Annotated in this window: 26 protein-coding genes; 17 read left to right on the forward strand and 9 right to left on the reverse strand. The window is 70.3% G+C overall.

Translation table 11 applies throughout. The annotated features are described in order from the left end of the window. Positions 1-35: 35 nt before the first annotated feature. Positions 36-1,481 (reverse strand): RIP metalloprotease, encoded by a 1,446-nt coding sequence (locus tag D7Y21_RS12490; RefSeq protein WP_121713337.1) that lies wholly within the window; start codon positions 1,479-1,481, stop codon positions 36-38. Positions 1,482-1,502: 21 nt separating this feature from the next. Next, a complete protein-coding gene (locus D7Y21_RS12495; protein WP_120563326.1) occupies positions 1,503-1,925 on the reverse strand; it encodes an NUDIX hydrolase in 423 nt (140 codons plus the stop codon). Positions 1,926-1,998: 73 nt separating this feature from the next. Between D7Y21_RS12495 and D7Y21_RS12500 the strand changes: the two genes are divergently transcribed. Next, positions 1,999-2,481, forward strand: a complete 483-nt coding sequence (locus D7Y21_RS12500; protein ID WP_233612074.1) for a hypothetical protein — start codon at positions 1,999-2,001, stop codon at positions 2,479-2,481. Between the two features lie 63 nt (positions 2,482-2,544). Continuing rightward, the gene (acs, locus tag D7Y21_RS12505) at positions 2,545-4,497 is read left to right on the forward strand and encodes an acetate--CoA ligase (protein WP_121713341.1); all 1,953 of its coding nucleotides are present in this window, start codon (positions 2,545-2,547) and stop codon (positions 4,495-4,497) included. A 30-nt stretch (positions 4,498-4,527) separates the two neighbouring features. On the opposite strand, the gene D7Y21_RS41765 is transcribed toward acs, so the two are convergent. Further along, positions 4,528-4,683, reverse strand: coding sequence for a hypothetical protein (locus tag D7Y21_RS41765; protein WP_158619257.1), 156 nt, complete (start codon positions 4,681-4,683; stop codon positions 4,528-4,530). Positions 4,684-4,921: 238 nt separating this feature from the next. On the opposite strand from D7Y21_RS41765, the gene D7Y21_RS12510 reads away from it, so the two are divergent. The 3 genes from D7Y21_RS12510 (at position 4,922) to D7Y21_RS12520 (ending at position 8,358) form a co-directional block, all read left to right on the forward strand. Then, positions 4,922-6,631, forward strand: coding sequence for a dipeptidase (locus D7Y21_RS12510; RefSeq protein WP_120563323.1), 1,710 nt, complete (start codon positions 4,922-4,924; stop codon positions 6,629-6,631). Between the two features lie 140 nt (positions 6,632-6,771). Then, entirely contained in the window at positions 6,772-7,743 is a 972-nt protein-coding gene (locus tag D7Y21_RS12515; RefSeq protein WP_158627282.1) for a squalene/phytoene synthase family protein, read from the forward strand. Between the two features lie 84 nt (positions 7,744-7,827). Continuing rightward, a complete protein-coding gene (locus tag D7Y21_RS12520; RefSeq protein WP_121713345.1) occupies positions 7,828-8,358 on the forward strand; it encodes a hypothetical protein in 531 nt (176 codons plus the stop codon). Here the strand turns inward: D7Y21_RS12520 and D7Y21_RS12525 are convergent. Next, the gene (locus D7Y21_RS12525) at positions 8,342-9,076 is read right to left on the reverse strand and encodes a hypothetical protein (RefSeq protein WP_121713346.1); all 735 of its coding nucleotides are present in this window, start codon (positions 9,074-9,076) and stop codon (positions 8,342-8,344) included. The genes D7Y21_RS12520 and D7Y21_RS12525 overlap by 17 nt on opposite strands. Before the next feature lie 114 nt (positions 9,077-9,190). Here D7Y21_RS12525 and dusA point away from each other — a divergent pair, with 114 nt between their 5' ends. Then, positions 9,191-10,192 (forward strand): tRNA dihydrouridine(20/20a) synthase DusA, encoded by a 1,002-nt coding sequence (dusA, locus tag D7Y21_RS12530; protein WP_120563319.1) that lies wholly within the window; start codon positions 9,191-9,193, stop codon positions 10,190-10,192. Positions 10,193-10,216: 24 nt separating this feature from the next. Here the strand turns inward: dusA and D7Y21_RS12535 are convergent, their stop codons facing one another. Beyond that, positions 10,217-11,266 (reverse strand): hypothetical protein, encoded by a 1,050-nt coding sequence (locus D7Y21_RS12535; protein WP_120563318.1) that lies wholly within the window; start codon positions 11,264-11,266, stop codon positions 10,217-10,219. Positions 11,267-11,431: 165 nt separating this feature from the next. Here D7Y21_RS12535 and D7Y21_RS12540 point away from each other — a divergent pair, with 165 nt between their 5' ends. After that, entirely contained in the window at positions 11,432-11,824 is a 393-nt protein-coding gene (locus tag D7Y21_RS12540) for a cupin domain-containing protein (RefSeq protein ID WP_120563317.1), read from the forward strand. Between the two features lie 11 nt (positions 11,825-11,835). Here the strand turns inward: D7Y21_RS12540 and D7Y21_RS12545 are convergent, their stop codons facing one another. Then, positions 11,836-13,623, reverse strand: a complete 1,788-nt coding sequence (locus tag D7Y21_RS12545; RefSeq protein WP_121713348.1) for an FAD-dependent oxidoreductase — start codon at positions 13,621-13,623, stop codon at positions 11,836-11,838. A 502-nt stretch (positions 13,624-14,125) separates the two neighbouring features. Between D7Y21_RS12545 and D7Y21_RS12550 the strand changes: the two genes are divergently transcribed. The 7 genes from D7Y21_RS12550 (at position 14,126) to D7Y21_RS12580 (ending at position 21,097) form a co-directional block, all read left to right on the forward strand. After that, on the forward strand, positions 14,126-15,790 hold the full coding sequence (locus D7Y21_RS12550) for a chemotaxis protein CheA (RefSeq protein ID WP_233612075.1): 1,665 nt from the start codon (positions 14,126-14,128) through the stop codon (positions 15,788-15,790). A 27-nt stretch (positions 15,791-15,817) separates the two neighbouring features. Beyond that, on the forward strand, positions 15,818-17,506 hold the full coding sequence (locus tag D7Y21_RS12555) for a methyl-accepting chemotaxis protein (RefSeq protein WP_120563314.1): 1,689 nt from the start codon (positions 15,818-15,820) through the stop codon (positions 17,504-17,506). A 15-nt stretch (positions 17,507-17,521) separates the two neighbouring features. Continuing rightward, positions 17,522-18,079 (forward strand): chemotaxis protein CheW, encoded by a 558-nt coding sequence (locus tag D7Y21_RS12560; RefSeq protein ID WP_121713351.1) that lies wholly within the window; start codon positions 17,522-17,524, stop codon positions 18,077-18,079. Positions 18,080-18,083: 4 nt separating this feature from the next. Then, on the forward strand, positions 18,084-18,977 hold the full coding sequence (locus tag D7Y21_RS12565; protein WP_120563312.1) for a protein-glutamate O-methyltransferase CheR: 894 nt from the start codon (positions 18,084-18,086) through the stop codon (positions 18,975-18,977). Between the two features lie 78 nt (positions 18,978-19,055). Continuing rightward, complete coding sequence (locus tag D7Y21_RS12570; RefSeq protein ID WP_121713353.1) at positions 19,056-19,844, forward strand: SDR family oxidoreductase; 789 nt, start codon at positions 19,056-19,058, stop codon at positions 19,842-19,844. Between the two features lie 14 nt (positions 19,845-19,858). Next, positions 19,859-20,800, forward strand: coding sequence for a LysR family transcriptional regulator (locus D7Y21_RS12575; RefSeq protein WP_121713356.1), 942 nt, complete (start codon positions 19,859-19,861; stop codon positions 20,798-20,800). A gap of 81 nt (positions 20,801-20,881) precedes the next feature. Then, positions 20,882-21,097: a hypothetical protein gene (locus D7Y21_RS12580; protein ID WP_147443184.1), complete on the forward strand. Its 216-nt coding sequence runs from the start codon at positions 20,882-20,884 to the stop codon at positions 21,095-21,097. Between the two features lie 62 nt (positions 21,098-21,159). Here D7Y21_RS12580 and D7Y21_RS12585 read toward each other — a convergent pair whose 3' ends face one another. Beyond that, positions 21,160-22,077 carry a CPBP family intramembrane glutamic endopeptidase gene (locus D7Y21_RS12585; protein ID WP_121713358.1) on the reverse strand — a complete coding sequence of 306 codons (918 nt, stop codon included), beginning with the start codon at positions 22,075-22,077 and terminating at the stop codon, positions 21,160-21,162. Positions 22,078-22,178: 101 nt separating this feature from the next. Here D7Y21_RS12585 and D7Y21_RS12590 point away from each other — a divergent pair, with 101 nt between their 5' ends. Continuing rightward, positions 22,179-22,550, forward strand: coding sequence for a type II toxin-antitoxin system PemK/MazF family toxin (locus tag D7Y21_RS12590; protein WP_120563308.1), 372 nt, complete (start codon positions 22,179-22,181; stop codon positions 22,548-22,550). Positions 22,551-22,971: 421 nt separating this feature from the next. Beyond that, positions 22,972-23,784, forward strand: coding sequence for a HEAT repeat domain-containing protein (locus D7Y21_RS12595; RefSeq protein ID WP_147469262.1), 813 nt, complete (start codon positions 22,972-22,974; stop codon positions 23,782-23,784). 252 nt (positions 23,785-24,036) lie between these two features. Here D7Y21_RS12595 and D7Y21_RS12600 read toward each other — a convergent pair whose 3' ends face one another. Next, positions 24,037-24,915, reverse strand: a complete 879-nt coding sequence (locus D7Y21_RS12600) for an aldo/keto reductase family oxidoreductase (RefSeq protein WP_120563306.1) — start codon at positions 24,913-24,915, stop codon at positions 24,037-24,039. Positions 24,916-25,010: 95 nt separating this feature from the next. Here D7Y21_RS12600 and D7Y21_RS12605 point away from each other — a divergent pair, with 95 nt between their 5' ends. After that, on the forward strand, positions 25,011-25,919 hold the full coding sequence (locus D7Y21_RS12605; RefSeq protein WP_121713362.1) for a LysR family transcriptional regulator: 909 nt from the start codon (positions 25,011-25,013) through the stop codon (positions 25,917-25,919). A 12-nt stretch (positions 25,920-25,931) separates the two neighbouring features. Here the strand turns inward: D7Y21_RS12605 and D7Y21_RS12610 are convergent, their stop codons facing one another. Then, on the reverse strand, positions 25,932-26,543 hold the full coding sequence (locus D7Y21_RS12610; protein ID WP_121713364.1) for a hypothetical protein: 612 nt from the start codon (positions 26,541-26,543) through the stop codon (positions 25,932-25,934). Positions 26,544-26,557 lie beyond the last annotated feature (14 nt).

The following is a 26,557-nucleotide window of genomic DNA, read 5'->3' on the forward strand; positions in this document are numbered from 1 at the left end:
AGGCGGGAGGCCAGTGGAGCAGGCGGGCGGACGCCTCAGGGAGACGAAGGCGTCACGACGCGCGCCGGCTGCACGGAAGTCCCCGCGTCCAGAGGCGCGACGGCGGACCCGGACGTCCCCGCATCCGGCCGCGCGGCGACGGACACGGCTGCGCCCGCATCCGGCTGCGCGGTGACGGACACGGCTGAGCCCGCATCCGGCCGCGCGGTGACGGACACGGCCGAGCCCGCATCCGGCTGCGCGGTGACGGACACGACCGTGCCCGCGTCCTGCACCCGAGGAGCGGCAGCGGCCGCGGGCGTCCCGGCATCCGGAATCGCGGGGGCCACGGCCACCGGTTTCGTCGCCACCGGCGCGGGGCTCGCCACCGCGACGACGCCCGCATCCAGTGCGGCCGGAGCCGGCGTGGCGACGGCGGGGGGCTTCACTCCAGGGGGCGGAGCCTCTGGCGACGGCAGCGCGCGGCGGATCTCCGCGCCCGCCGTGGCCACGATGCCAATCGACAGGAAGAGGAACCCGGCGGTCTGCGCCACCGTCTCCACGCGCGGAGGAATGCGCCGGCCGCTCACCGCCTCGATGGCGAGCAGCAGCACCCGGCCTCCATCCAGTCCCGGCACCGGCACCAGCGTCAGCATCGCCAGCGCCACGGAGGCCGCCACCAACGCGCGCACCAGCGCATCCGCCCCGGACGCAGTGGACGACGCGACGTCGGACGACTCCTGGCGCATCAGCGCGCCCGGCCCGGCCTTGCCCGCGACCTCCGGCCCGCGCACCATCGCCACCAGCGTGGACAGCGCCTCGGACGCCACGCGCCCGGTGTGCACCAGCGACTGGGTGAACGCCTCGCCAGGGGCGTGCGTGCGGAACACGTACTGCTGGCTCACGCCAATGCGCCCCGCGCCGCGCTCGTCCGCCCGGGGCCGCACCGTCACCTTGCGCGGCTCGCCGTGCCGGTCCACCGAAAGCTCCAGCTGCCCGCCCACGCCGTCCGCCACCCGCGCGACGAAGTCCGACCAGCTCGCCAGCGGCTTGCCGTCCACGCCCACCAGCCGGTCCCCCGGCAACAGCTGCGCCCGCGCGGCCTCCGAACCCGGCAGCACCGTGCCCACCGTCAGCGGCACCACCACGTGCGTCCCGGACGAATACAGCGCGAACAGGAGCCCCAACGCGACCGCGTAGTTCGCCAGCGGCCCCGCGAGGATGATGGCCATCCGCTTGAGCGGCCCCAGCGTGCCGAACCCGGACGTGTCCTCCTCCGCGGAGCGGTGCGGGTTCATCCCCTGCAGGTTCGCGGACGCGCCCAGCGGCACCGCGCCCAGCACGAACTGCGTCCCGCCCAGCCGGAATGACAGGAGCGGCGGCCCGAAGCCCACGGTGAAGCGCGGCACCCGCACGCCCAACAGGCGCGCGGCCACCAGGTGCCCCAGCTCATGGACGATGAGCAGCGCTCCAAGAGCCAGGAGGACGAAGAGGTAGTGCATCCGTGGAGGCCCGTCTCCCGCCTACAGCTTGCGGCGCTTCCCGGTGCGCTTGTACGTCAGGTAGTCGGACAGGATGGTGCCATGGTCGAAGCACAGGTCCTTCGGCAGCGCGTCCACGGTGAACGTCTTCGCCTCCGCCGCGTCGTCCGCGCCCACCGGCTCGCCCGTCGCCTTCGCGATGAACACCGTCGAAATCGTGTGCAGGCGCGGGTCCCGCGCTGGATCCGAATAGCTGAAGAACTGCTCCGTAAGCTCCACGTCCAGCCCCGTCTCCTCCTTGGCCTCGCGGATGGCCGCCTTGTCCAGCGGCTCGCCCTCGTCCACGAAGCCGCCCGGCAGCGCCCAGCCCACCGGCGGGTTCGCGCGGCGGATGAGCACGATGCGCTCGCCGGACAATTCGATGATGCAGTCCACGGTGGGTTTGGGGTTGCGGTATTCAGGCATGGCGTCGCACTCTACCCAAAGCCCCCTGGCGAGCGCCCGTTCCGGATGCCTCCCGTGGGCGATGGTGCGTGCCGTGTCTACCCTGAGACGCCTCTGCCTCACCGTCCTGCTGGCCTCCACCCTGGCGGGCTGCCTGCCCTACAGCCAGAACGAGGGCGTGTACGAGCTCATCCCCACGGAGACGCTGCGCGACGACTGCGACCTCCTGGAGAAGTTCCAGGGCAACCTCCAGTTGAATCTTCAAATCGCCGGACGCGTGGTGCGCGCGGACTTTGGCGTGCAGAACATGCAGCTGCTGGGCTACGTCCTGGAGGACGGCGAGGCCTTCACCGTCGATGGCAGCGTGGCCAACGTCAGCACCACCGTCGACGGGACGAATGAGTGCCTGCTCGACCAGGTCCGTGTGCACCTGGACGCGACCACCCTGTGCGACACGGAGTTCAGCGGGCAGATGCGGCTGGCCTACGACGCCAACAACAACACCGGCTGCACCTGCGAGCTGTGGATCCGCTTCGACGGCGTTCAGGGGAACACCCGCTGTGAAGGGAACCCTTGAGATAGTGAAGAGGGCTTCCTACAACAGGAGGGCTGTTCCCACGCCAATGCTGGAGGAACGCCCATGGCAGACCCGCATGAAATCGTCTCGGTCCTGACCGAGTCCCGCGTCTTCCCCCCGCCCGAGGACTTCTCCCGGCGGGCCCACATCCGCGGCATGCAGGACTATCAGCGGCTGTGGGACGAAGCCGCGAAGGATCCGGACAAGTACTGGGGCGACCGCGCCCGCGAGGAACTCTTCTGGAAGGAACCCTTCCAGACGGTGCTGGACTGGAAGCCGCCCCACGCGCGCTGGTTCGTCGAGGGGAAGACCAACCTTGCCTACAACTGCCTGGACCGGCACCTGCCGAAGCTCCAGGACAAGCCCGCCATCCTCTTCGAGGGTGAACCGGGCGACCGCCGGAGCATCACCTACGGAGAGCTGTCCCAGCAGGTGAACCGGCTGGCCAACGGCCTCAAGTCCCTGGGCGTGAAGAAGGGCGACCGCGTGGGCATCTACCTGCCCATGGTGCCGGAGGCCGCCGTCGCGATGCTGGCGTGCGCGCGGCTGGGCGCGGTGCACTCGGTGGTGTTCGGCGGCTTCTCCGCCGAAGCGCTCCAGGACCGCATGAAGGACGCGGGCGCGAAGGTGCTGCTCACCGCGGACGGCGGCTGGCGCAAGGGCGCGGTGGTGCCGCTGATGAAGAACGTGGAGGCCGCGCTCCCGAACGCCCCCAGCATCGAGAAGGTCGTCGTCCTCACCCGCACCGGTGACGGCAAGCTGCCCGAAGGTCCGAAGTTCCTGGCGTGGGACGCGCTGGTGAAGGGCCAGTCCGACGTCTGCGAACCGGAGTGGGTGGAGAGTGAACACCCGCTGTTCATCCTCTACACGTCCGGCTCCACCGGGAAGCCCAAGGGCGTGCTGCACACGACGGCTGGCTACTCGGTGATGGCGTCGCTCACCACGCGCTGGGTGTTCGACCTGCGCGACGAGGACGTCTACTGGTGCACCGCGGACGTGGGCTGGGTGACGGGCCACTCGTACGTCGTCTACGGCCCGCTGATGAACGGCGTCACCACCATCATCTACGAGGGCGCACCCACGCAGCCGGGGCCGGACCGCTTCTGGGACATCATCGAGCGCTACAAGGCCACCATCCTCTACACCGCGCCCACCGCCATCCGCGCCTTCATGCGCCTGGGCGACGAGCCGGTGAAGAAACACAACCTGTCCTCGCTGCGCCTGCTGGGCAGCGTGGGTGAGCCCATCAACCCCGAGGCGTGGATGTGGTACCGCGACGTCATCGGCGGGGGGCGCTGCCCTGTCGTGGACACGTGGTGGCAGACGGAGACGGGCAGCATCATGGTCTCACCGCTGCCCGGCGCCACGCCCACCAAGCCCGGCTCCGCCACCTTCCCGCTGCCTGGCATCCACACCGAAATCCTGGACCGCGACGGCAAGCGCGTGCCGAAGGGGCAGGGCGGGCTGCTCTTCGTCACGAAGCCCTGGCCGTCCATGCTGCGCACCGTGTACGGGGACCCGGACCGGTACGTGAACACGTACTTCAGCGAACTGCCCGGCATGTACTTCACCGGCGACGGCGCGCGCACGGACGCGGACGGCTACGTGTGGCTGATGGGGCGCGTGGACGACGTGGTGAACGTGGCGGGCCACCGCCTGGGCACCGCGGAGGTGGAGAGCGCGCTCGTGGCGCACCCGAAGGTGTCCGAGGCCGCCGTGGTGGGCCGCCCGGATGACCTGAAGGGCACGGCGCTCGTCGCCTTCGTGACGCTCAAGCAGGGCAACGCGCCCTCGGACGCGCTCAAGAAGGAACTGGCCGTGCACGTGGGCAAGGAGATTGGCGCCATCGCGCGGCCGGATGTCATCCGCTTCGCGGAAGGGCTGCCCAAGACGCGCTCCGGGAAGATCATGCGCCGGCTGCTGCGCGACGTGGCCGCGGGCAAGCAGTCCTCGCAGGACACCACCACGCTGGAGGACCTCAACGTGCTGGCGGCGCTGCGCCAGAACGACGAGTAGCCGCCAGCCAGGCACTTCAGGCGGCCGCCCCTAAGCGTCCTTCGGGTCCTTCTGGGGGCGGCCGTACTTGTCCTTCACCTGCTCCCGGTCCGCCTTGCTCCACCAGATGCGGGAGCTCCACAAGGCGGGCCCCAGCACGACAGTGAAGACGAAGAACACCACCAGGCCCACCACGATCTCCGTCACGCCTTCCTCCAAAGGGAGCCCGGGGTTTCTGGAAAGACCCAGGGCAGGAAAAGGCAACCCTATCCTCCCCACACGGCGGGTGCCATCCAACGTCAGGGCCGGGAAGTAGCGCGGCGCTCGGCGGCCATCGGCTTCTCGCATGGCGTCCCGCGGCAGGGCGGCCGGGGCCCGGGTGCCTGGGTGCCGGGCAACCTGTCCGGGAGGGCAGCGGGCGACGGTCCTGCTAGATTGCGCCGCCATGAACCGATTCCCTTCGACCCTCTTCACCGCGCTGCCGCTGACGGCGGTGCTCGTCGCCCCCGTCGTCGCGGACGCCTGCACCAGCATGCTGGTGACGAAGGGCGCCACGACGGACGGCTCCACGTTCATCACCTACGCGGCGGACGCCCACGAGCTGTACGGCGAGCTGTACTACACGCCCGCGCGCCGCCACGCGGCCGGCTCCATGCGCGACGTCGTGGAGTGGGACACCGGCAAGTTCCTGGGCCGCATCAAGCAGCCGGCCGCCACCTATTCGGTGGTGGGCAACATGAACGAGCACCAGCTGTCCATCAGCGAGTCCACCTTCACGGGCCGCAAGGAGCTGGAGGGGCCCGCGGGCATCATCGACTACGGCTCGCTCATCTACATCGCGCTGGAGCGCGCGAAGACGGCGCGTGAAGCCATCCAGGTGATGACGGACCTGGTCGCCGAGTACGGCTACGCGTCCACGGGTGAGACGTTCTCCATCGCCGACTCCAAGGAGGCGTGGATCCTGGAGATGATTGGCAAGGGCGAGGGGCAGAAGGGCGCGGTGTGGGTGGCCCGCAAGCTGCCGGACGGCTACCTCTCCGCGCACGCCAACCAGTCGCGCATCCGCCAGTTCCCGCTCAACGACAGCGCCACCACGCTGTACTCGCCGGACGTCATCTCCTTCGCGCGCGCGAAGGGCTGGTACACGGGCGCGGACAAGGACTTCAGCTTCGCGGACACGTACCACCCGCTGGACTTCGGCGGGCAGCGCTTCAGCGAGTCGCGCGTGTGGAGCATCTTCCGCCGCGCGGCCCCGTCCCTGAAGCTGGGCGTGGAGTACGCGGACGGCGCGGACACCACGAAGCGGCTGCCCCTGTGGGTGAAGCCGGACAAGAAGGTGTCCGTGCAGGACGCCATGGCGCTCATGCGCGACCACTTCGAAGGCACGCCGCTGGACATGTCCAAGGACGTGGGCGCGGGGCCCTACGCGGTGCCCTACCGCTGGCGCCCCATGACGTGGGACGTGGACGGCAAGAACTACGTGCACGAGCGCGCCATCTCCACGCAGCAGACGGGCTTCTCCTTCGTCGCGCAGATGCGCTCGGCGCTGCCGGACGCCATCGGCGGGGTGCTCTGGTTCGGCGTGGATGACACCTTCACCACCGTCTACACGCCCATGTACGCGGGCATCCGGCAGGTGCCGAAGAACTTCGCCCAGGGCGTGGCCGGCCGCGGTGAGTTCTCCTGGGACTCGTCCTTCTGGGTCTTCAACTGGGTGTCGAACCAGGCCTACGGGCGCTGGAGCGACATGATTGTGGACGTGCAGAAGGCGCAGGGCGACCTGGAGGGCCAGTTCCTGGCGGACCAGGCCAACATCGAGAGCATCGCGCAGGTGCTCTACAAGCGGACGCCGGAGCAGGCCCGCCAGTACCTCACCGAGTACTCCCTTCAGCAGGGTGACAAGGTGCACGCGCGCTGGCGCAAGCTGGGCGAGCAGCTGCTCGTGAAGTACATCGACGGCAACGTGCGCGACAACACGGGCAAGGTGGGCCACCCCCGCTACCCGGACGCGTGGTACCGCCGCATCGCCGCCGACAACGGCAAGATGCTGCAGTCGCACGAGAAGCCGGAGCCGAAGCCCGCCGCCGCGCCGGCCCAGCCCGTGGCCCCCGCGCAGCCCGTGGCCCCGAAGCCGACGGTCGCCCCGGCGCCCTGAAGCACCGGGAAAACCCGGGCGCGCGGTGTCCGTCCTGGGCCCCGCGCGCCGGGTCCGCACGTTCTCGCGTGTGTCGGTGAATGGCTTGTGGCAGTGAGGGCGCGGGCGGCAGGCGCGCCCGTGCCCGGAGGACGGTTCCTTTGAGTGACGCCCCCACCGCGACGGCCCTTCCGTTCCGGGATGACGAGCTGGCGGACTTCCTCGTGCGGACCAGCCGCACGTTCGCGCTCGCCATCCCGCTGCTCGACGAGCCGCTGCGCCGCGAGGTGGGCCTGGGCTACCTGCTCTTGCGCGTCGCCGACACGCTGGAGGACGCCGCCCCCTGGTCGCGCGACGAGCGGCGGGAGGCACTGGCCGCCTTCGAAGCGCTGCTCCAGGAGAAGCCGGGCGTGGACGCCGGGGCGCTGTCGCGCGAGTGGCTGGCGCGCCGTCCCAGCGAGAACGCGGGCTACCTGGACCTGCTCGCGCGCACGCCCACGCTGCTGGCGAGCCTGGACGCGCTGCGCCCGGAGGCCGGCGCCATCCTGCGCCACTTCGTCGTGAAGACGGTGCAGGGCATGGGGCAGGTGCTGGCCGGTGCTTCCGAAGACGGGCAGTTGAAGCTCGGGTCGCTCCAGTCCCTGCGTGACTATTGCTACATCGTGGCGGGACTGGTGGGCGAGCTGCTCACGGAGCTGTTCGTCCTGGAGCCGCGCCTCGCGCCGTACGCGCCGAACCTGCGCTCGGTGGCGCCGCTGTTCGGTGAGGGGCTCCAGCTGGTCAACATCCTCAAGGACGCGCGCCAGGACCGGAAGGAGGGCCGCGTGTGGCTGCCGGACGGCGTGCAGCTCCAGGACGTGGAGCGGCTCGCGGGCCAGGACCTGATCGCCGCGGCGCGCTACGTGCGCTCCCTGCACCTGGCGGGGGCGCCCCGGGACGTGCTCGCCTTCACCACGCTGCCGCTGCTGCTGGCCCAGGCCACCCTGGAGCTGCTGGTGCGCGACGGCGCGGGCGCCAAGGTGTCTCGCGCGGAGGTGACCGCCCAGATGAACGCCGTCCAGGCCGCGCTCGAACGGGGCATGCTCCCCGAGGCCGTGGAGGCGCTGGCCGGGCCCATGCCGGGCGGCCCCTGAAAAGCGTTGAGCGGGAAGCAACTCCTGGGCACTGGCGCGGGATAATTCCGGTGCAGGTGTTCCCCCTCTGGAGTCGTGTCTCCCATGAACTGCGCGCGCTCCGCACCGGCGGTCATCGTCTACTTCCCCGCGCGTTCGGAGACCTCGCCTCTGAGGGTGCACCGGCGGGCGGTCCAGGTGGAGCGGAAGGGTGGGGGGCTGCCGTTCGCCGCCACGCGTCAACGCGGCCTGTGGACGTTCCAGACGCCGGCGGGGCCTGAGCGGTGGCTGCCCGGGCGGGTGCGGGGGAAGGACCGGATGCAGGCGTTCCTGGTGGACGTGCTGGGCTTCGGCGCGGTCATCCAGACGTATGACGTGACGGCGGACACGCGCAGCGACTCGCTGCCCGGGCACCCGGACTTCGCGAAGAACTTCGACCTGTTCCTGCACCACTACGCGGGCGCGCTGCTCAAGCACGCGGCGCCGGAGGTGGCCTTCGCCCGCGCGCTGGGCCAGGTGGTGATGCTCAACGGCCAGCAGTGGGCCGGGCTGGGCTTCACGCTGACGGACGCCGGCCAGCGGCTGGTGGACGTGTGGCTCGCGGAGCAGGGCGTGGTGCTCAGCCCTCCCGCCTGAGCCACACCCTGAGCGGTCCCCCGGACTCGAAGCCCAGGGCCCGCCAGGCGTCGAGCGCCTCGCCGTGCTCGTAGCCGACGACGGGCTGGCCCGGGAAATGGGCTCGGACGTGCGCGAGCAGCTCCGCGTCCAGCGCGGCGGGCGCGCCTTCGACGCGGAACGTGTTCGACAGTCCGACCGCTTTCGCGGCGAAGGAGGCAATGCCTCCGGCCTGGGGGCGCGTCCCCTCACCCGCGGCAAGGAAGACGACGCCCTCCTCCTGGAGCAGCGAGGGAGGAAACACGCGCGCCCCGGGCGCGGGCCTCGCTCCCGGGGGCAGGCCGCTCCATGCGGCCTCCCACGCCTCCAACTCCTCCGGTGTCCGCACCTTGCGCCACGCCGTGCTTGAAGCAGGGGACGGCACGGGCGCGGTGGCCGCCAGGTGGATCCACCAGGCCTCGAACAGCAGGTCGAAGCCGTGCGCGGCGAGGTCGAGCGTCGCGAAGCTGTCCTTCACGCCCCAGCGGCCCGGCAGCTCCAGTCGGGACAGGGCGTGGAGCGTGGCTTCCGTGCGGTCCGCCGTCAGCGTGACGGCATTGGGATAGAAGGCCGGCACTGGCGCTGGGTTGAGCCACAGGCCGTCCTCGAACCGGCCCGGGCGGCCGTGGGCGCGGCAGACGGCGTCGCACCACTCCGCGTTGTTCCGGACGGCGGGAAGCCAGGGCGGGGAAGGGGACATGGCCCGCGAGCATAGGGCCGGTGGTGCCCGCCTGGGCTCGGTCGTCCGCCTGCCGCCAGAGGGGGCCTCGGGAGACCCTGGGCGGACGGCGGGAGTCCGGATATGGGTAGGGCGATGACTGCCCTGGCCTACCCCATGCCGCTGTGTGTCGCGCCGATGATGGACTGGACGGACCGGCACTGCCGGTACTTCTTCCGGCTCATCTCCCGCCACACGCTGCTCTACACGGAGATGGTGACCACGGGCGCGGTGCTGCACGGCAAGCGCGACCGCCTGCTGGGCTTCACGCCCGCCGAGCACCCCGTGGCCCTCCAGCTGGGCGGCTCGGAGCCCGCGGACCTGGCCGCCTCCGCGCGCATTGGCGAGGAGTGGGGCTACGACGAGATCAACCTCAACGTGGGCTGCCCCAGCGACCGCGTGCAGTCCGGCCGCTTCGGCGCGTGCCTGATGGCGGAGCCGGACCTCGTGGCGCGCGGTGTCGCCGCCATGCGCGAAGCGGTGCGCATCCCCGTGACGGTGAAGTCGCGCATCGCCATCGACGACCTGGAGGAGTGGCCCACGCTGGAGGACTTCGTGCGGCGCGTCTCCGCGGCGGGCTGCACGCGCTTCATCGTGCACGCGCGCAAGGCGTGGCTGCAGGGCCTGTCCCCCAAGGAGAACCGGGACGTGCCGCCCCTGCGCTACGACCTGGTGCACCGGCTCAAGGCCGAGTACCCGCACCTGGACATCAGCCTCAACGGCGGCATCAAGACGCTGGACGCGGCGGCGGAGCACCTGGGCCGCGTGGATGGCGTGATGATGGGCCGCGCGCCCTACGAATCCCCGTACCTCCTGGCGGACGCGGACCGGCGCTTCTTCGGCGGCACGCAGGCGCCCCTCACGCGGCACGAGGTGGTGGACGCGATGCTGCCGTACATCGAAACGCAGATGAGCCAGGGGGCGCCGCTGGGCGCCATCACCCGGCACATGCTGGGCCTCTTCCAGGGCCTGCCCGGCGCGCGCGCCTGGCGCCGGCACCTGAGCGAGAACGCCCACAAGGACGGCGCGAGCCCGGAGTTGGTGCGCGCCGCCGCCGCGAAGGTGCCGCGCGCCGCCGACCTCCAGGCCGTGGCCTGACGACACCGAGCCTGGCCCGGGCCTTCAGCGCTTGGGCACGGTGGTGCAGCACCCGGAGCGCGCGCAGCGGACCCAGCCCTGGTTCTGGCAGAGCTGATCATTCGTGCACGCCGGGCCCTGGCCCGGCTGTCCGCAGGAGGGGGACGGCCCGACACCGGACTTCGCGGCCTGGATCTTCACCATGGGGCAGCGGGGTTGAGAACCATTGCCCATGCAGTTGTTGGTGGCGCCGCCGGTGACGTTCGTCGGGCACGTCATGCGCGCCGCCGGGCGCCGCTGATCATCCACGGAGAAGCAGACGCCGACCTCCATGAGGTTGCAGTTCGGGTCGCAAGAGAAGGCGACGCTGTCGCCCTGTCCGAACGCGGCGCGCAGGTTCTCCAGCGCCACGCTCCCGCCGACGTTGTCCGTGATCGCGGCCGGCGTCCCCTGGTCGCCCGGCAATGACAGCAGCGCGTCGATGGTGCTCTGGAAATAGGTCCGGGTATCCATCCCCGTGCAGCTGCCGTGCTTGGGCCACTCGTGGTTCGCGAGGAAGAAGTTGTCCGTGACGAAGCCCGGCCCGTAGGTGCCCATGGCGGGCGGAATCGTGGCGGGGTCGGGGAAGCACTTCGAAGGGGCATTGCTGCCCTGGCATTCGCAGAGCCCACCGCAGTACGCCGGATAGGTGCAGTTGAGCTCCCGCGCCTCCTCGTCGTTGAACTGGGGCCACAGCCCGTGGATGGTGAGGTGCGTCGCGCCGAAGGATTCTTCCAGGTCCCCGCACTCCTCCTTGTCCGGGTGGGTCCGGCAGAAGGTGGGGGCCCACGTCAGCGCGAGCAGGTACGTGCCAAAGCGCGGCGTGGCGCATGCGCCCGCCTCCTTCGCGCTGGCGTCCGCCTTGAAGCAATTGCAGGCGGTGGCCTGGGGCTGGCCGAACTCGAACTCGATGGCTTCCGGCTTCGCCAGGTTGAGCGGCCGGGCGGTGGCCGTGGGCGGCGTGGGTGGAGGCGCGGGAGGCGGCTCGTGATGCGTGCGGCATCCCTGCGCGATGAACAGACATGCCCACAGGGCAAGGCGCGACGTGAGGCGCATGGCTTGATTCCCTCGGGACCGGTTTGCGGCACGAAGGTACGGAGGTGGGGACGGGCGCTACACCCCGTGCTCCGGTGCACCGCTCGCGTCCGGGCTCGAACCCTTTCCTCCGGCGCGCGGAGCCCCCAGCTTTCCCAGGACCCATTCACCGCGAGGGATTGCACCATGGCACGCGCCATCATCAAGAAGGCCAACGAGGCGGACGAGCGCCGGCCCTTCGTGTCGCACGGAGAGGCCATCGTCCTGAACATGGGAGCGCTCAGCATCGGCAGGGGCTACTTCGAGCCCGGCTGGCGGTGGTCGGAGCACGTGAAACCCATCGCGGGCACGGAGCGCTGCGAGGTGGTCCACACCCTCAGCGTCCTGTCCGGGCGGATGCACGTCCTGATGAATGACGGTCAGGAGCTGGACCTGGAGCCGGGCGACGTCGCCTTCATCCCGTCAGGCCATGACGCCTGGGTCGTGGGCGATGAACCCTGCCGCGTCGTCGACTTCACCGGCGCGGAGGACTACGCCAAGGCCAGCAAGGAGGAACAGGAGCAGCCGTCGCTCCAGTAGTCCTCCGTCGCTCAGTCGATGCCCAGCCGCTCCAGCAGCGCGTCCACCACGTTGGAGACGCGGAACTGGTCCAGCCAATCATCCACGTCGGTGAGGCCCGTGAGCGCCGCGAAGCGGCGCAGCACGTCCGAGGCCTGGACCGCGGTGCGCAGGCCCAGCAGCTCGAACAGGTGCGGGCGTCCGCGTTGATACAGCGCCGCGTCCAGGCGCTTCCACGGCTCCACCCACGCCGGCTCCTCCAGGGGCCAGATGAGCGCGCGGCGGGACTGGGACTGCGTCCGGTCGAGGATGGCATTGACCGCGCGACGGCCCGCCTCGCACGCCCCTTCCATGGAGGCCAGGTCCGTGTGCGTACGGACGTAGTCCGCCGCGAGGCAGAGATTGGGGATGGCGCTCGCGGCCTCCGGACGCACGTCCCAGGAGCCGGGCGGATGGACCAGCAGGCCGGACGAGTTGCGCGGCGGCAGCCCTCCGCCGTAGTCCAGGTCCGCGTCCAGGTGGAAGGAGTGCAGGAGCTCGTCGGTCAGCACCTGCTCGTCCGGGTCGAGCCCGTTGAGCGCCGCCTTGAGCTGTCCCCAGACCTCCGTGCTTATCTCCTCCGGCGTGCAGTCCTTCGCGCGCTTCGGAACGAACGTGCCGGGCGTGTTCCAATCCGAGACATCGATGGACAGCAGCCCGCCCACCTGCCCATCCCCGAACACGCGCCGGAACAGCCCCAGCTCGCGCCAGAACTGCGGCTGCGAGATGGACGTCAGCGCCCAGGGCGAGTCCGGATAGAAGGTGTGGCCGCGGACCAGCGGCACGTCCTCGTAGAGGAAGAACTGGATGCCCACCATCCAGGACACCAGCTGCTCCACGTCCGCCGCGCGCAGCCTGGCCAGCGCAGGGTCCAACGCGGCCAGCTCCGGGGTCATCAGCGCATGCGCCGCCTCCAGCGGCACCGCGAGCACGTAGTGGTCGGCCGTGCGGGGCTCGCCGTTGGTGAGGCGGACCCTGGCGATGCGCCCGCCCGCGACGTCCAGCCCGGTGCAGCCGATGCCCGCGTGGAACTGCACGCCCAGTCCGCGCAGGTGGGCAATCCAGGGGTCGAGCCACAGCTGGCTGGTGGGGCCGCCCATCGTCCGGTCGTTGTTCACCCCGCTCTGGGCGAAGTCGAGGATGAGCTGCATGGAGATGGCGCCAATCGTCCGCGCGGACCCGCGCCGCGGATCCATGGCCACCATCGTGCGCGGCACGGCCCGCAGCTGCCGCTGGAACTTCGGCGAGTACAGGTCCCCCTGCGCGAAGTCCCACCAGGACATCCGCTCATACTGGCCGAACCGGCGGGCTTCACTGGATGAGAGGAATTGGAGGATCTTGAGGCTGTAGAGGCTGCTGTCGGCCTTGTCGAAGTCCAGCTTCTGGAAGAACAGCTCCAGCGCCTCCAGGACGTCATAGGGCTTGTCCAGCTTGCGGCGGGAGAAGCGGTACCACGTGTCCTCGTCGATGAGCGCGATGGCGCTCTCCGTGGTCGCCTTGAGCTGCTGCTCCACCGTGGGCGTGGCCGCGCCAGGACCGGCGGGCGTGCGCTGCATCATGTCGATGACGTGGCGGTAGAAGCGCGGGTAGAAGCGGAAGCCGTGCTCGCCTGGCAGGTCGCGCCGGCCCTGGGTCCCGGTGCCCACCACCGGCTGTGAGCGGGCCTTGCCGCCCCAGCTCGTCCGCGTGTCGAAGACGTGGACCTCGAAGCCGCGCTCCACCAGCTCGTGCGCGACCGTCAGTCCCGCGACGCCCCCTCCCACCACGATGACGCTGGGCATGTGGCTCCCTTGCCTGGGCTTCGTGTGCGCAGGGGAGCGTCGCGTAGGCCCCAGGGAGTCCGCATCACCCCGGAGTGTGAGTGAGATGTCTTGGACGAACGTACGAGACGCAGCGTGTTGGATATGGAAGGGATTGAAACATGTAACTCAAGACAGGCGAGACACACTCTCGTCGCGGTGCCTCTTTCAGCCAACCCGTGACGTCCTGCCCTGCTTCCGGCCTCGTTTTCCCGTGGATTCCAACGCTCCGTGAAATCACCGGTGAGGTTGTTTCTTTGTGTTCATTTCGCTACTGTTCAGTTCTCGATTCATTCCTCGCCTGGGGGACGGCCCACCTTCATGGCAATGCCTTGCATGTCGAGGAAGGGGGGCGCCAGTCCGTGTTCTTGAGAATCCCTCCACCCATCCCCCTACGTGTGCCGGTCTCCCTTCGCCCCTGGGGCGCGAGGTGACGACAGGCCCGGGGGACATACCGTCGGAGACCGCAGCGGAGTGGCAGAAGGTGCTGGCCGTCTTCGCGGACGAAGCGGAGGGGTTGGTCTCCTCCATGGAAGAGAACCTCATCGCGCTGGAGGTCTCTCCGGCGGATGGGTTGCTGCCAGGCATCCTGCGTGGAGCCCACACGCTCAAGGGCGCGGCGGCGTCGCTCGGCTTCCAGGCCGTCACGGACTACACACACGGCGTCGAGGACCTCCTCCAGGCCCTGCTCGACGGAAGCATCGCCCTGGATGAGACGCGGGTGTCGCTGTTGCTCGGCGCGGTGGATCACCTTCGTGAGCTGTGCCAGGCGTCGCTCGCGGGCGTGGACTCGCTGGGCGCGGTGCACCAGGCCCACCTCTCCCGGCTGCGCGAGGGCATCGTCGCGGGGGCTCCCACGGAGGCGCTGCCGGTTCCCGCCGCGCTGCCGCGCATGCCGGAGGTGCGGAGCACGGCGCGGACCCGCGTGCGCATGGACATGGAGCGCCTGGACCGCATCGTCACGCTCACCGCGGAGCTGTCCGTGGCGCGCGGGCGGATGGCGCAGTTCCTGGCGCGAGCGGAGGACACCGGCGCCAGCTGGGAGGACGCGCTCACCCAGCAGCGGGAGATGGATCCGCTCTTCGAGGCGCTCCAGGAAGAGGTGATGAAGGTGCGGATGGTCCCGGTGGGACCGCTGTTCCGTCAGCACCTGCGCACCGTGCGCGACCTGGCCCGCTCCCAGCAGAAGCTGGCCCAGCTGGAGCTGGAGGGCGAGGACGCCACGCTGGACACCGCGGTGCTGGACGCGATGCGCGACCCGCTGCTCCACCTGCTGCGCAACGCGCTGGACCACGGCATCGAGTCGCCGGAGGAACGGCGCGCCGCGGGCAAGGACCCCCGGGGCCGCCTGCGGCTCAAGGCCTACCATGACGCCGGCAGCGTCGTGGTGGAGCTGGCCGACGACGGCCGCGGCATCCAGCGCGAACGGGTGCGCGAGCGCGCCCGGCAGAAGGGGCTGGTGGCGGCGCCCGAGCGGCTGCGCGACGACGAGCTGCTGCGCCTCATCTTCGAGCCCGGCTTCTCCACGGCCACCGAGGTGACGGAGCTGTCCGGCCGAGGCGTGGGCATGGACGTGGTGCGCCGGGACATCGAAGCCCTGCGCGGCTCCGTGTCCATCCAGAGTCAGGAGGGGCAGGGCACCACGTTGACGCTGCGGCTGCCGCTCACGCTCGCCGTCATCCAGGGCTTCGCCATGGGCGTGGGGGACCAGGTGTACGTGGTCCCCATCGAGGGCGTGCAGGAGTGCATGGAGGTCCCCGCCCAGGAGCGCACGGCGGAGGCGTCCGGCGTGTTGTCGCTGCGTGGCCAGCCGCTGCCGTTCCTGCGGCTGCGCCAGGTGTTCTCCCTGGGCGGCAGCACACCGGCCCGGGAGAACGTGGTCGTCCTGAGGCACCCGGACGGCGTCATCGGGTTGGCGGTGGATGAGCTCCAGGGCGAGGGCCAGCGGGTCATCCGGCCCCTGGGGCGCCTCTTCCAGGGCATCCCCGGCATCTCCGGCTCCACCATCCTGGGCGACGGCCGGGTGGGGCTGCTGCTGGACACGCCCGCGCTGGTGCGCAGGGCCATCCTCCACGCCTCCGAGGCCGCGCTCAGTCCTCCCTCCCCCCTGGCAACCCCTTCTCCCGCGAACGCCCCCCGGGCGCCGTAGCGGTCCGTCTCTGTTTCCGGAGTCATCATGTTCAACAACCTGAGCATCACGGCGAAGCTGACGCTCGCCTTCAGCGCGATGGTCGCCATCATCATCGCGCTGGTCGTGGTGGTGTACACGACCATCGTCAAGGTCTCCGTCACCGCCGAGGGCGACACCGAAAGCCACAAGGTGTTGATCGCCGTGCGCACCCTGGAGGGTGACATGGCCGACCTGGAGACGGGGCAGCGCGGCTTCCTCATCACCGGCGACGACAAGTTCCTGGAGCCCTACAACCTGGCCCGGTTGAGCCTGTCGCAGAGCCTGGACAGCATCCGCCAGCACACCCAGAGCGACCGCCGCCAGCAGGAGCGCCAGCAGGAGATCCGCGACCTGTTGCAGCAGTGGATCTCCCAGCACCTGGAGCCGCTCATCGCCCAGCGCCGCGAGGTCACCGCGGGCCGCGGTGAGCTGGCGCAGCTCATCGCGGTGGAGCAGTCCGCGCGCGGCAAGCAGACCGCGGACCGCATCCGGATGCAGCTCACCAAGCTGGCGGACGACGAGACGGCCCTGCTGGCCGAGCGCACCGCCCGCACCGCGAGCATGGTGGTGGACCTGTACGACATGATCATCATGGGGGGCGCCCTGGGCGTGGTGCTCGCGGCCCTGCTGTCCTACTTCCTCACCCGCAGCATCGTGCAGCCGCTCACGGAGGCCGTGCAGGTGACGGCGCAGGTGACGGCCGGCGACCTCACCGCGAACATCACCGCCCGTGGCACGGACGAGACGGGCCGGATGATGGGCAGCATGCGGGACATGATCCACCGGCTGTCGGGCGTCATCAGCGAGGTGCGCGGCGCCGCGGGCTCTCTGTCATCCGCGTCCCTCCAGGTGGCGTCCGCCGCGCAGGGACTGTCGCAGGGCACCAGCTCCCAGGCGGCCTCCGTGGAGGAGACCACCGCCAGCCTGGAGCAGCTCAACGTCAGCATCCGCCAGAACTCGGAGAACAGCCGGGAGATGGAGCAGACGGCGGTCAAGGGCGCCCGCGACGCGGAGGAGAGCGGCCGCGCGGTGAAGGAGACCGTGGAGGCGATGAACGCCATCGCGGAGCGCATCGACATCGTGGAGGAGATCGCCTACCAGACGAACCTGCTCGCGCTGAACGCCGCCGTGGAGGCCGCGCGCGCCGGGGAGCACGGCCGGGGCTTCTCCGTCGTCGCCACGGAGGTGCGCAAGCTGGCGGAGCGCAGCCAGAAGGCCGCGAAGGAGATCGGGAGCCTGGCCACCTCCAGCGTGAAGGTCGCCGAGCGAAGCGGCCAGCTGCTGTCGGAGCTGGTGCCCGCCATCCGCCGCACGTCGGAGCTGGTGCAGCAGGTGGCCAACGCCTCGCGCGAGCAGTCCATCGGCGTGTCGCAGATGAACCGCGCCATGACGCAGGTGGATCAAGTCACGCAGCGCAACGCGTCCGCCGCGGAGGAGCTGTCCTCCACCGCGGAGGAGATGGCCACCCAGGCGGAGTCGCTGTTGCAGATGATGAACTTCTTCCGGCTGGTGGAGGGCTTGAGCTTCAACGCCTCCTCCGCGCCGCGCGCCCCGGCCCACCGGCCGCAGATGTCGCCCGTCCGGGGGCTCCAGGCGGCGGCGCAGGGGCCGCTGGCCACGTCCACGAACGGGGCGCTGTCCCGGCTCCAGAACGGCGCGGAAGCGCCGGCCCCTCATGACTTCCAGCGGTTCTAGGAAGGGGCGCGCACCATGAGCCAGTCCACCGAACCAGGCAGCGGCAGGTCCAGCTACCTGAGCTTCATGCTCGCGGGCGAGGAGTACGCCGTGGGCCTCCTGCGGGTGCGGGAGATCATCGAACACCGCCCCGTCACGCGCGTGCCGGGGATGCCCGCGGCCGTGCAGGGCGTCATCAACCTGCGCGGCAGCGTGGTGCCCGTCGTGGACCTGGCGGTGAAGTTCGGGCTGCCGCCCCGGCCCATCACGCGCTGGTCCTGCTTCGTCATCGTGGAGGTGGCGCTCGACGGCCAGCAGACGGTGCTGGGCCTGCTCACGGACACCGTGCGCGAGGTGCTGGAGCTGGGCTCCGCGGACATCGAACCGCCCCCCGCCTTCGGCACGCGCGTGCGGCTGGAGTTCCTGCGAGGGATGGGCCGCCACAACGACACGTTCATCCTGCTGCTGGACCTGGACCGGCTCCTGTCGCTGGAGGAGTTGCTCCGGCTGACGGCCGCCACCGACGAGGCCGCGGCCCCCGCGCCGGCACCGGTGGCTCCGGCCGCTGCGCCGGAAGCATCGGGCAACGGGTGAGGGGATGAGCGAGGACGCGCCCTGGCCGTCCGCGCTGCCTCCGGCGCTGTCGCGCTCGGAGCTGGCGCTGTTCCAGCATCTGGTGGAGGCGGAGGCGGGCATCCACCTGTCCTCGGCCAAGAACGCGCTGGTGGCGAACCGGCTGTCGCGGCGGCTGCGGGAGCTGGGGCTGACGTCCTACGCCGCCTACCACGCGTACGTCACCTCGCGGGGGAACGAGGCGGAGAAGGTGCGGATGCTCGACAGCCTCTGCACCCACGAGACGTCCTTCTTCCGTGAGCCCCGGCACTTCGACCTCCTGCGCGAGCACGTCTTCCCGGAGTGGGCGGCCCAGGCGGCGCAAGGCCGGCGGCCCCGGAGCATCCGCGTCTGGAGCGCCGGATGCTCCACGGGCGAGGAGCCGTACTCGCTGGCGATGGAGCTGCTGGAGGCGTTCCCCAAGGGCTCCGGGTGGAGCCTGGAGATCGTCGCCACGGACCTGTCCACCTGGGCGGTGCAGCGCGCGGAGGAGGGCCTCTGGAGCATGGAGCGGGCCCGGAGCATTCCGCAGTTGCTGCTGCGCAAGTACATGCTGAAGGGCGTGCGCACCCAGGAGGGCCTGATGACGGCGGGCCCGGAGCTGCGAAACATCATGCGCTTCGCCCGCGCGAACCTGCACGCGCCGGCCACCTGGCCGGTGGGGCCGTTCGACATCATCTTCTGCCGCAACGTGCTCATCTACTTTGGCAGGGAGGCCCGGACGCGAGTCATCCAGGGGCTGCTGTCGCGGCTGCCGGAGACGGGCTACTTCTTCCTGGGGCACGCGGAGAGCCTGATTGGCATCACCGCGGCGGCGCGCTCCGTGAGCGCCAACGTGTACACGCCGCGCCCCGGACCGCCGTTTCCGTCACGCGAGTAGCGCCGTTTTCCATTCATGGAAAGCAGGTGCCCGCCGCTGCCCGTTGTTGACGGGGCGGCCGGCGCCCATCCTTGTCCCATGAAACGATTTGATTTCGCGGGCAAGACGGTGCTGGTGACGGGAGCCTCCATGGGCATCGGCGCGGAGTTCGCCCGGCACCTGTCACGGCGCGGGGCCACGGTGGTGCTGGTGGCCCGGAGCGAGGCGAAGCTGGAGGCGCTCGCGGCGGCGCTGGGCAACGCGCATGTCCTTCCCGCGGACCTGACCGCTCCCGGCGCGCCCCAGCGGCTCTTCGAGGCGGTGCGTGCGAAGGGGCTGGAGGTGGACGTCCTGGTGAGCAACGCGGGGTTCGGGCTCCACGGTGGCTTCGACGTGCTGCCCTTGAAGGACCAGTTGGAGCAGATCGACCTCAATGTCCACGCGCTCGTGGAGTTGACGCACGTCTTCCTGCCCATGCTGGAGCGGCGCCAGGGAGGCGTCATCCACGTGGCCTCCATGGCGGCGTACCAGCCGACGCCGTACATGGCGGTCTACGGCGCGACGAAGGCCTTCGTCCTGTCCTTCAGTGAGGCGCTCTGGGCGGAGTACCGCGAGCGCGGCGTGCGCGTGCTCGCCCTGTCGCCGGGGGCCACGGACACGCCGTTCTTCGAGCGTTCGGGGGAGGGTGCTTCGCCTGGGAAGAAGGCGCGCCCGGAGGACGTGGTGGAGGTCGGCCTCGATGCGTTCATCGCGGGGCGCTCGTCGGTGGTGCATGGCTTTGGCAACCAGCTCGCGGCGTTCGCCAACCGGTTCTTCTCGCGGGAGCTCAGCGCGAAGGTCATCGCGCGGATGACCCGGCCGAAGACGCCCGCGCTCCCGGCGACCTAGAGTGCTTTCCATTCATGGAAAACAAGCTGCCCGCCTGGGATGACCTCCGCGTCCTGCTCGAAGTGCATCGAGGCGGCAGCTTCCTCGCGGCGGGGCTCACGCTGGGCCTGTCGACGTCCACGGTCGCGCGCCGCATCGGGGCGCTGGAGCAGGACCTGGGGCTCACACTGGTCCACCGCACCTCGCAGGGCGCGTGGCTGGAGAAGGAAGCCCTGGAGCTCATCACGCTGGCGGAGCGCTTCGAGCAGTCCCTGCGCGCGCACCGGCGCGATGGCGGTGGAGGCTCACCCTACGCGGGCAGGATTCGCATCTCCCTCCCGGACGGTTTCCTGACGGGAGCGGCGGAGGCGGCGACTCGCTTCCGGCGGCTGCATCCGGAGACGCTGATTGAAGTGATTTCGGAGCTGCGCTTCGTGGACCTGTCCTCGCGCGAGGCGGACATGGGCGTACGGGGTGGCCGGTCCTCCTCTCCGGTGCTCGTCGACAAGCCATTGGGTGAGGTCTTGAGCGGCCTCTACGCGAGCGAGGACTACCTCTCGCGCTCCCTTCCCAAGCGCTTCCTGGGCGCTGACGACTACCGCGGACAGGACTTCGTCGTGGAGGACGAGACGCCACGTGGACAGGGCCCCGCGCAGTGGTTGAGCCAGCGGGGCGCCTCCCGTTTTCCCTTCCGCTCCAATTCGATGGAGGCGCGGCTGCACGCGGCGAAGGGAGGCATGGGGCTGGTCATGCTCGGGGTGGGAGCCGAGAAGCAGCATCCGGAGTTGAGGCGGGTGCGACTGGAGACGCCGCTGCCGTCGCTGCGCTTCTACCTCACGATGCACAAGGACCTGCGCAAGGTGCCCCGCATCCGGGAGTTCGCGAAGACCTTCGAGGCCGTGTTCGCGGAGTACCTGGCCGCGCAGGCCGAAGCGGAAGCCTTCGCTCGCCGTCGGCCCGGTGGAGGCCGTCGATAAAGCCTGTTCACTGTCGACCTCGTCAACCCGGACTCGGGTGAAGGCCTCTCACGCATCGCCGCGACCACGCGCGGTGACGTGGTGCGACCCGAGTTCTTGGCGAAGGAAGGGCTCACCGCGAAGGTGGAGGAACTGACGCGGCGCCTGAAGGCCCTGGACGTTCGCGGTGAGCCCTACGCCCTGGAGCCATGGGACACGCAGGTCTCCGCCATCGCCCAAAGCGTGATGGCGGGGTCGGGCGAGGACGCCGTGATCCGCAAGCCCGGGATGCGCTGCCGGATCTGGTGGAGCGGGTGAAGGGGCGCTTCCCCAACTCCAGACCATCACCGTCAGGGGAGAGGGTGGCTTCGAGGAGACCGTCAGCGTGGGGGCGTGAGCGCCTGTCCGTGCAGAGCCGGAGCCTCGTCGGAGCGGGGCGTCTCTCGCGGTTCTGGCGCGGCGGAACCCTTCCAGCGCGTCAGGGCAATGATTGCCACGCCCAGGACGACGACGCTGAAGATGGACGCCTCCAGGCCATAGGCGCCGCCCGTGAGCCACTCCGGGCGGCCGTGGAAGACGGGCGTCCACCAGCCGTGGGCCTCCTTGCCGCTCACGCCGAAACCCAGCGTGCCCAGGAACCAGTTCCAGCCCATATGCACGCCGACTGGCAGCGCCAGGTGCCGCGTGCGCAGGTAGCACAGGCCCAGCATCCAGCCCGCGAGGAAGGTGGCGACCATCGCCACGACGCGCGTGGGGACCTCCATCTCCGGGGTGAAGGGGTGTGCCAGGCAGAAGAGGAGGGAGATGACCACCTGCGCCCAGCGCGTGCCCAGGCCCCGGATGGCGCGCTGGAAGAGGTAGCCGTGGAACAGCGCCTCCTCGAGGAGGCCCACGCCCAGCATCACCCAGGCCGCCTTCACGATCGCGGTCACCGGGGTGTTCGCGGCGCGCTCCAGGTGGTAGCCACCAGCCACCCAGCCGCAGAGGGCCACGAGCCCCACCAGGACCACGCCGGCCAGCGCCCCCACGCCGAGGTCACGGCCCGCGCGCCGGTCCAGCGACATGCCGAGCGACGTCAAGGTCACGGGCTGCTTTTCGAGATACAGGAAGTCGAGGCTCACGAGCAGCACGCCCAGGAAGCCGAAGAAGGGGTTCGGCGCGAACGGCCTCACGGCGGCGGGCAGCAAGGTCTGGAGCCACATCAGGATGCCGGCCAGGACGGCGGACACAACGAGGAAGCCGGCGCCCTTCCAGCCATTGCGCAAGTGCCCTTCGCCATCCCGGAACACGGCCTTCATGATGAGGAACCTCGCAGCGTGGTTGCGCGCCCTGCCTACAGCCTACTCGCGACCCCGGGAAGGATTGCCCCGGTTCGACACGGCGTGGCACAACCCGGCGCATGAGCACGGGCCCGAAGACGATTTGCCGGGGCGACCTGTACTGGTGCGAGCCGGACGAGGCCCGGGGCTCCGTGCCGCCCATCGCCCACCCGTACCTCGTCATCCAGGACGACGTCTTCAACCGCTCCCGCATCCACACCGTCATCGTCTGCGCGCTCACCTCCAACCTGAGGAAGGCGAGCGAGCCCGGCAACGTGCTGCTCGAAGTGGGGGAGGGCAGCCTGGCGAAGCAGAGCGTCGTGGTCGTGTCGCAGGTGTCCTCGGTGGAGAAGTCTCGGCTCGGTGAGCGCATAGGGGCGCTCTCCGACGCACGGGTCGAACAGGTCCTCGCGGGCCTGCGCTTCCAGCAGGCGTCCTTCTTCCGCGATTGAGCCCCCGGGGCCCTGCGGTCCACCTCCCGCCCCGACCCGGCCTGAACCTGTCCGACAGTCGGACCGGATTCAGCGGCTCGGATGAAGGGAGCGGCCCCCGGCGCAGGCCCTCAAGAACCTGTCCGACAGTCGGACCGGACCGGATTCAGCGGCTCGGATGAAGGGAGCGGCCCCCGGCGGAGGCCCTCAAGAACCTGTCCGACAGTCGGACAGGTTTCCGCGGAGCAGGTGAAGGGTGCCTCCCCCCGGGCGAGGTCCTCCAAACTTGTCGGACAGTCGGACAGGTTTGTCGGCTGCGCCGCCGACGGGGAACCCCAGCAAGGTTCTCCTGTTCCCATCCGTCGGGGGCGGAATCCATGTCCGAACGCTTGCCGGGCGGTCCCCGCACCTCAGGCCCGGAGCTTGGGGCTACGCTCGTCGCGTGGCACGCGAGCCAGACCAGGATGACCGAGCGGTGGAGGCGCTGGTGGCCACGGCGCTCCAGGGCGTCCCAGAAAGCTCCGAGGCCTGGGAGGCCATCCGCGCCCTGCACCGCAGGGGAGGGGAAGCCGTCTTCGATGCCGCCAGCGCGCTGCTTCGCTCGCGCCTCCCCCGGGAGCGCGCACGGGGCGCCGACATCCTGGCGCAGCTTGAACAGCCTTCCGACGTGCGGTCGCGCGCCGCGGACCGGATGCTGCCGCTGCTCAACGAAGAACAGGACGCGCAGGTCCTGCCAGCGCTCATCGCGTGCCTGGGACACCTGGAGGACGCGCGGGTCCCGTCGGCGATTACATCCTTTCGGGATCATCCCTCCGCCCAGGTTCGTGGCGCCGTGTTGCTGAGCCTCCTGAAGTCGCCCGGTGAGGATCCGCTGTCCGTGCTCCTCGCGTTCGCGGATGACGTGGACGAAGGCGTCCGGGGGCTGGCGATGGCCCACCTGCGGACCTTGCCTCCAGAGGTCGATACGCCTGCGCTCCGGGATTCGCTCGTGCGCCGCATGGACGACGGGAGTCCGGTCCTCCGGGCCGAAGCCGTGCTCCTGCTCGCGCAGCGCAAGGACCCGCGAACGCTGGAGCCGCTGCGCAAGGTCCTCCGCCGCTCCCGGGTCCGACAGGAGTTCGTGGAAGCCGCCGGAGCGTTGGGTGACCCATCGCTGCTCCCTGCGTTGCGCGCACTGGAGGGGCAACGTCAGGACGAACGCCCCTTCACCCGCGCATTGGCTCAAGCCCTCGCCGCGTTGGAGTCGGTGTCCTGAGTCGCCTCACGGAGGCGGAACGGGATTGCCCCAGGCCGCAACGGAGATGCGCCACTGCCCGCCGGTTCGCACCAGGAGGCGAGGGTCGATGAAACGCACACCTCCCACGCGGACCTCCCCCTTCCAACTGGGGCAAGCCCGCGCTGACCAACACGGTGCGTGCCGTGCAACGCACCCAGGTCCCCCGTGCGGCCAGCCGTCGTGGAGCTGCTGGCGCGGCTGCGCGACGGCCGTGGAGGCGCTTCCTGAAGCTCAGGCGGGCTGGGCGCTCGCCACGGAGTTCAGCTCCTTGAGAGCGTCATCCGGCAGCTTGAGCTCGGCCGCGGCCAGGTTCTCCTTCAGGTGCCCGACGGATGACGTGCCGGGGATGAGGAGGATGTTGGGCGAGCGGTGCAGCAGCCACGCCAGCGCGGTCTGCATGGGCGTCGCGTTCAGGCGAGCCGCCACGGCGGACAGCGTGGACGACTGAAGCGGGCTGAAGCCTCCCAGCGGGAAGAACGGCACGTAGGCGATTTGGTCGCGGGCGAGCGAATCGATGAGCGCGTCGTCGTGACGGTGCGCCAGGTTGTAGTGGTTCTGCACGCAGACGATGTCCGCGATGCGCCGTCCTTCCGCGACCTGCGTAGCGGTGACGTTGCTCAACCCGATGTGGCGCACCAGTCCCTTGCGCTGGAGCTCGGCGAGGGCGGTGAGGGGCGCTTCGATGGGCCCTTCGGCGGGCCCGTGCGTGTCGAACATGAAGCGCAGGTTGACCACGTCCAGCACGTCCCGCCCCAGGTTGCGCAGGTTGTCGTGCACGGCCTGGGTCAGCTCCTCCTTCGAGAAGGCCGGGAGCCAGGAACCGTCATTGCCGCGCCGGGCGCCAATCTTGGTGACGATGACGAGCCCGTCGGAGTAGGGCGCGAGCGCCTCGCGGATGAGCTGGTTGGTGACGTGCGGGCCATAGTAGTCGCTGGTGTCGATGTGGTTCACCCCGCGGGCCACGGCCTCGCGCAACACGGCCCGGGCGGCGTCCGGGTCCTTGGGCGGGCCGAAGACGCCGGGTCCCGCGAGCTGCATGGCCCCATAGCCGAGACGCTTCACGGGGCGGCCCCCGAGGGGGAAGGTGCTGGATGAATCGATACCGGGCATGCTCCATCTCCTTTTTGAGATGAATCATGCATAGCCACCGTGGACTTTCTGCATAACGGGGCACGACCCGTACAGGTTGTGCGGAGCGGCGAACAGTGAAGGTCGACCTGGGTGATTTGAACGCCTTCGTGGTGGTGGCGCGGGCCCGCAGCTTCCGCGAGGGTGCGCGCCTGAGCGGGAGCAGCGCGTCCTCGCTGAGCGACGCGGTCCGCCGGCTGGAGGAACGCCTGGGCGTCCGCCTGCTCAACCGCACGACGCGCAGTGTTGTCCCCACCGAAGCCGGAGAGGGCCTGCTGGAGCGCCTGGCGCCCGTGCTGACGGAGATGGAGGTCGCGCTCGACGTGGTGAACGGCTTTCGCAGCCGGCCCGCGGGCGTGTTGCGCCTCAACGTGCCCATCAGCGCGTCACGGCTGGTGCTGCCGCGCATCGTCCCGCCGTTCCTCGCCGCGTACCCCGACATCCACCTGGAGGTCATCTCCGAGGACAGCTTCGTGGATGTGATTGCCGCCGGCTGTGACGCGGGCATCCGCTACGACGAGCGGCTGGAGCAGGACATGATCGCTGTGCCCATCGGGCCGCGGGTCCAGCGCCACGCCACGGCCGCGGCCCCGGCGTACCTGGAGCGGCATGGGCGGCCGGAACACCCCCGGGACCTGCTGCGGCATGCGTGCCTGCGCGGCCGTTTCGCGAGCGGCGCGATGACGCTCTGGGAGTTCGAACGCGACGGCGAGGTGGTGACGGTCGAGCCCTCGGGACCGCTCATCGTGCGGGCGGGCGGGGGGACGGACCTCGCCGTCGACGCCGCGATCGCGGGCACCGGCATCGTGCACCTCTTCGAGGACTGGCTGCGTCCGCACCTGGACAGCGGCGCGCTGGTCCCCGTGCTCGAACCCTGGTGGCAGCCCTTCCCGGGGCCGTTCCTCTACTACCCGGGGCGGCGCTTCGTGCCCGCGCCGCTCCGGGCGTTCATCGACTTCATCAAGGCCCCGGAGACCGGGCCGTGATGCCAGGGGGCATCAGGGCTCGGACAGGCTCACGGTGAAGCCCTTGGGGACATTGGACTCGTCCAGCACGCGCATGAAGGCCTGGGCCGTCCACTCGACGTCGATCGTGCCGGGGGCCGCGACCGTGCCGGAGTCCGCGTCGGATTGGACGCCGACGTCAAAAATGGCCTGCACAGTCCACTCGCAGCCTTGACCCTCCGAGCATCTCTCGTCGAGGTACTTCACGCTCTCCACCGTCACGGCGACGTCGGGCTCCAGGACGCTTCTGCGGTCTTCATAGAAGGCGTCTCCGTGAAGGTAGCTGATGACCAACGACGGCTGCGTTGTTGGGGTGGGGTTACCCGGCGTCCACTTCGCCTTGGCCTGGATGCGCACCTCGCCTTCCACCGGATCCGACAACTTCTTCGTCGCGGAGGCCCGGACGACCACCGTGCGCGTGACCCTGCCGGTCTCTGTCGTCAGGCGGAAGGGCGTGCCGGTGTGGACCGGGGACGCCACATCCTCGGTCCGGGCTCGCGACGTGGCCACGACGCTGGCGCAGGCCATCAGCAGCACCAGGCGTGACGCCCAGGTGCGGGCCGCGGTGGGGATTCGCTCGAAGACGGAGGGACGGGCTCGACGCATGGCTTCCTCGGGCA

Source organism: Corallococcus sp. AB045 (genome assembly GCF_003668895.1).
GTDB classification, from domain to species: domain Bacteria; phylum Myxococcota; class Myxococcia; order Myxococcales; family Myxococcaceae; genus Corallococcus; species Corallococcus coralloides.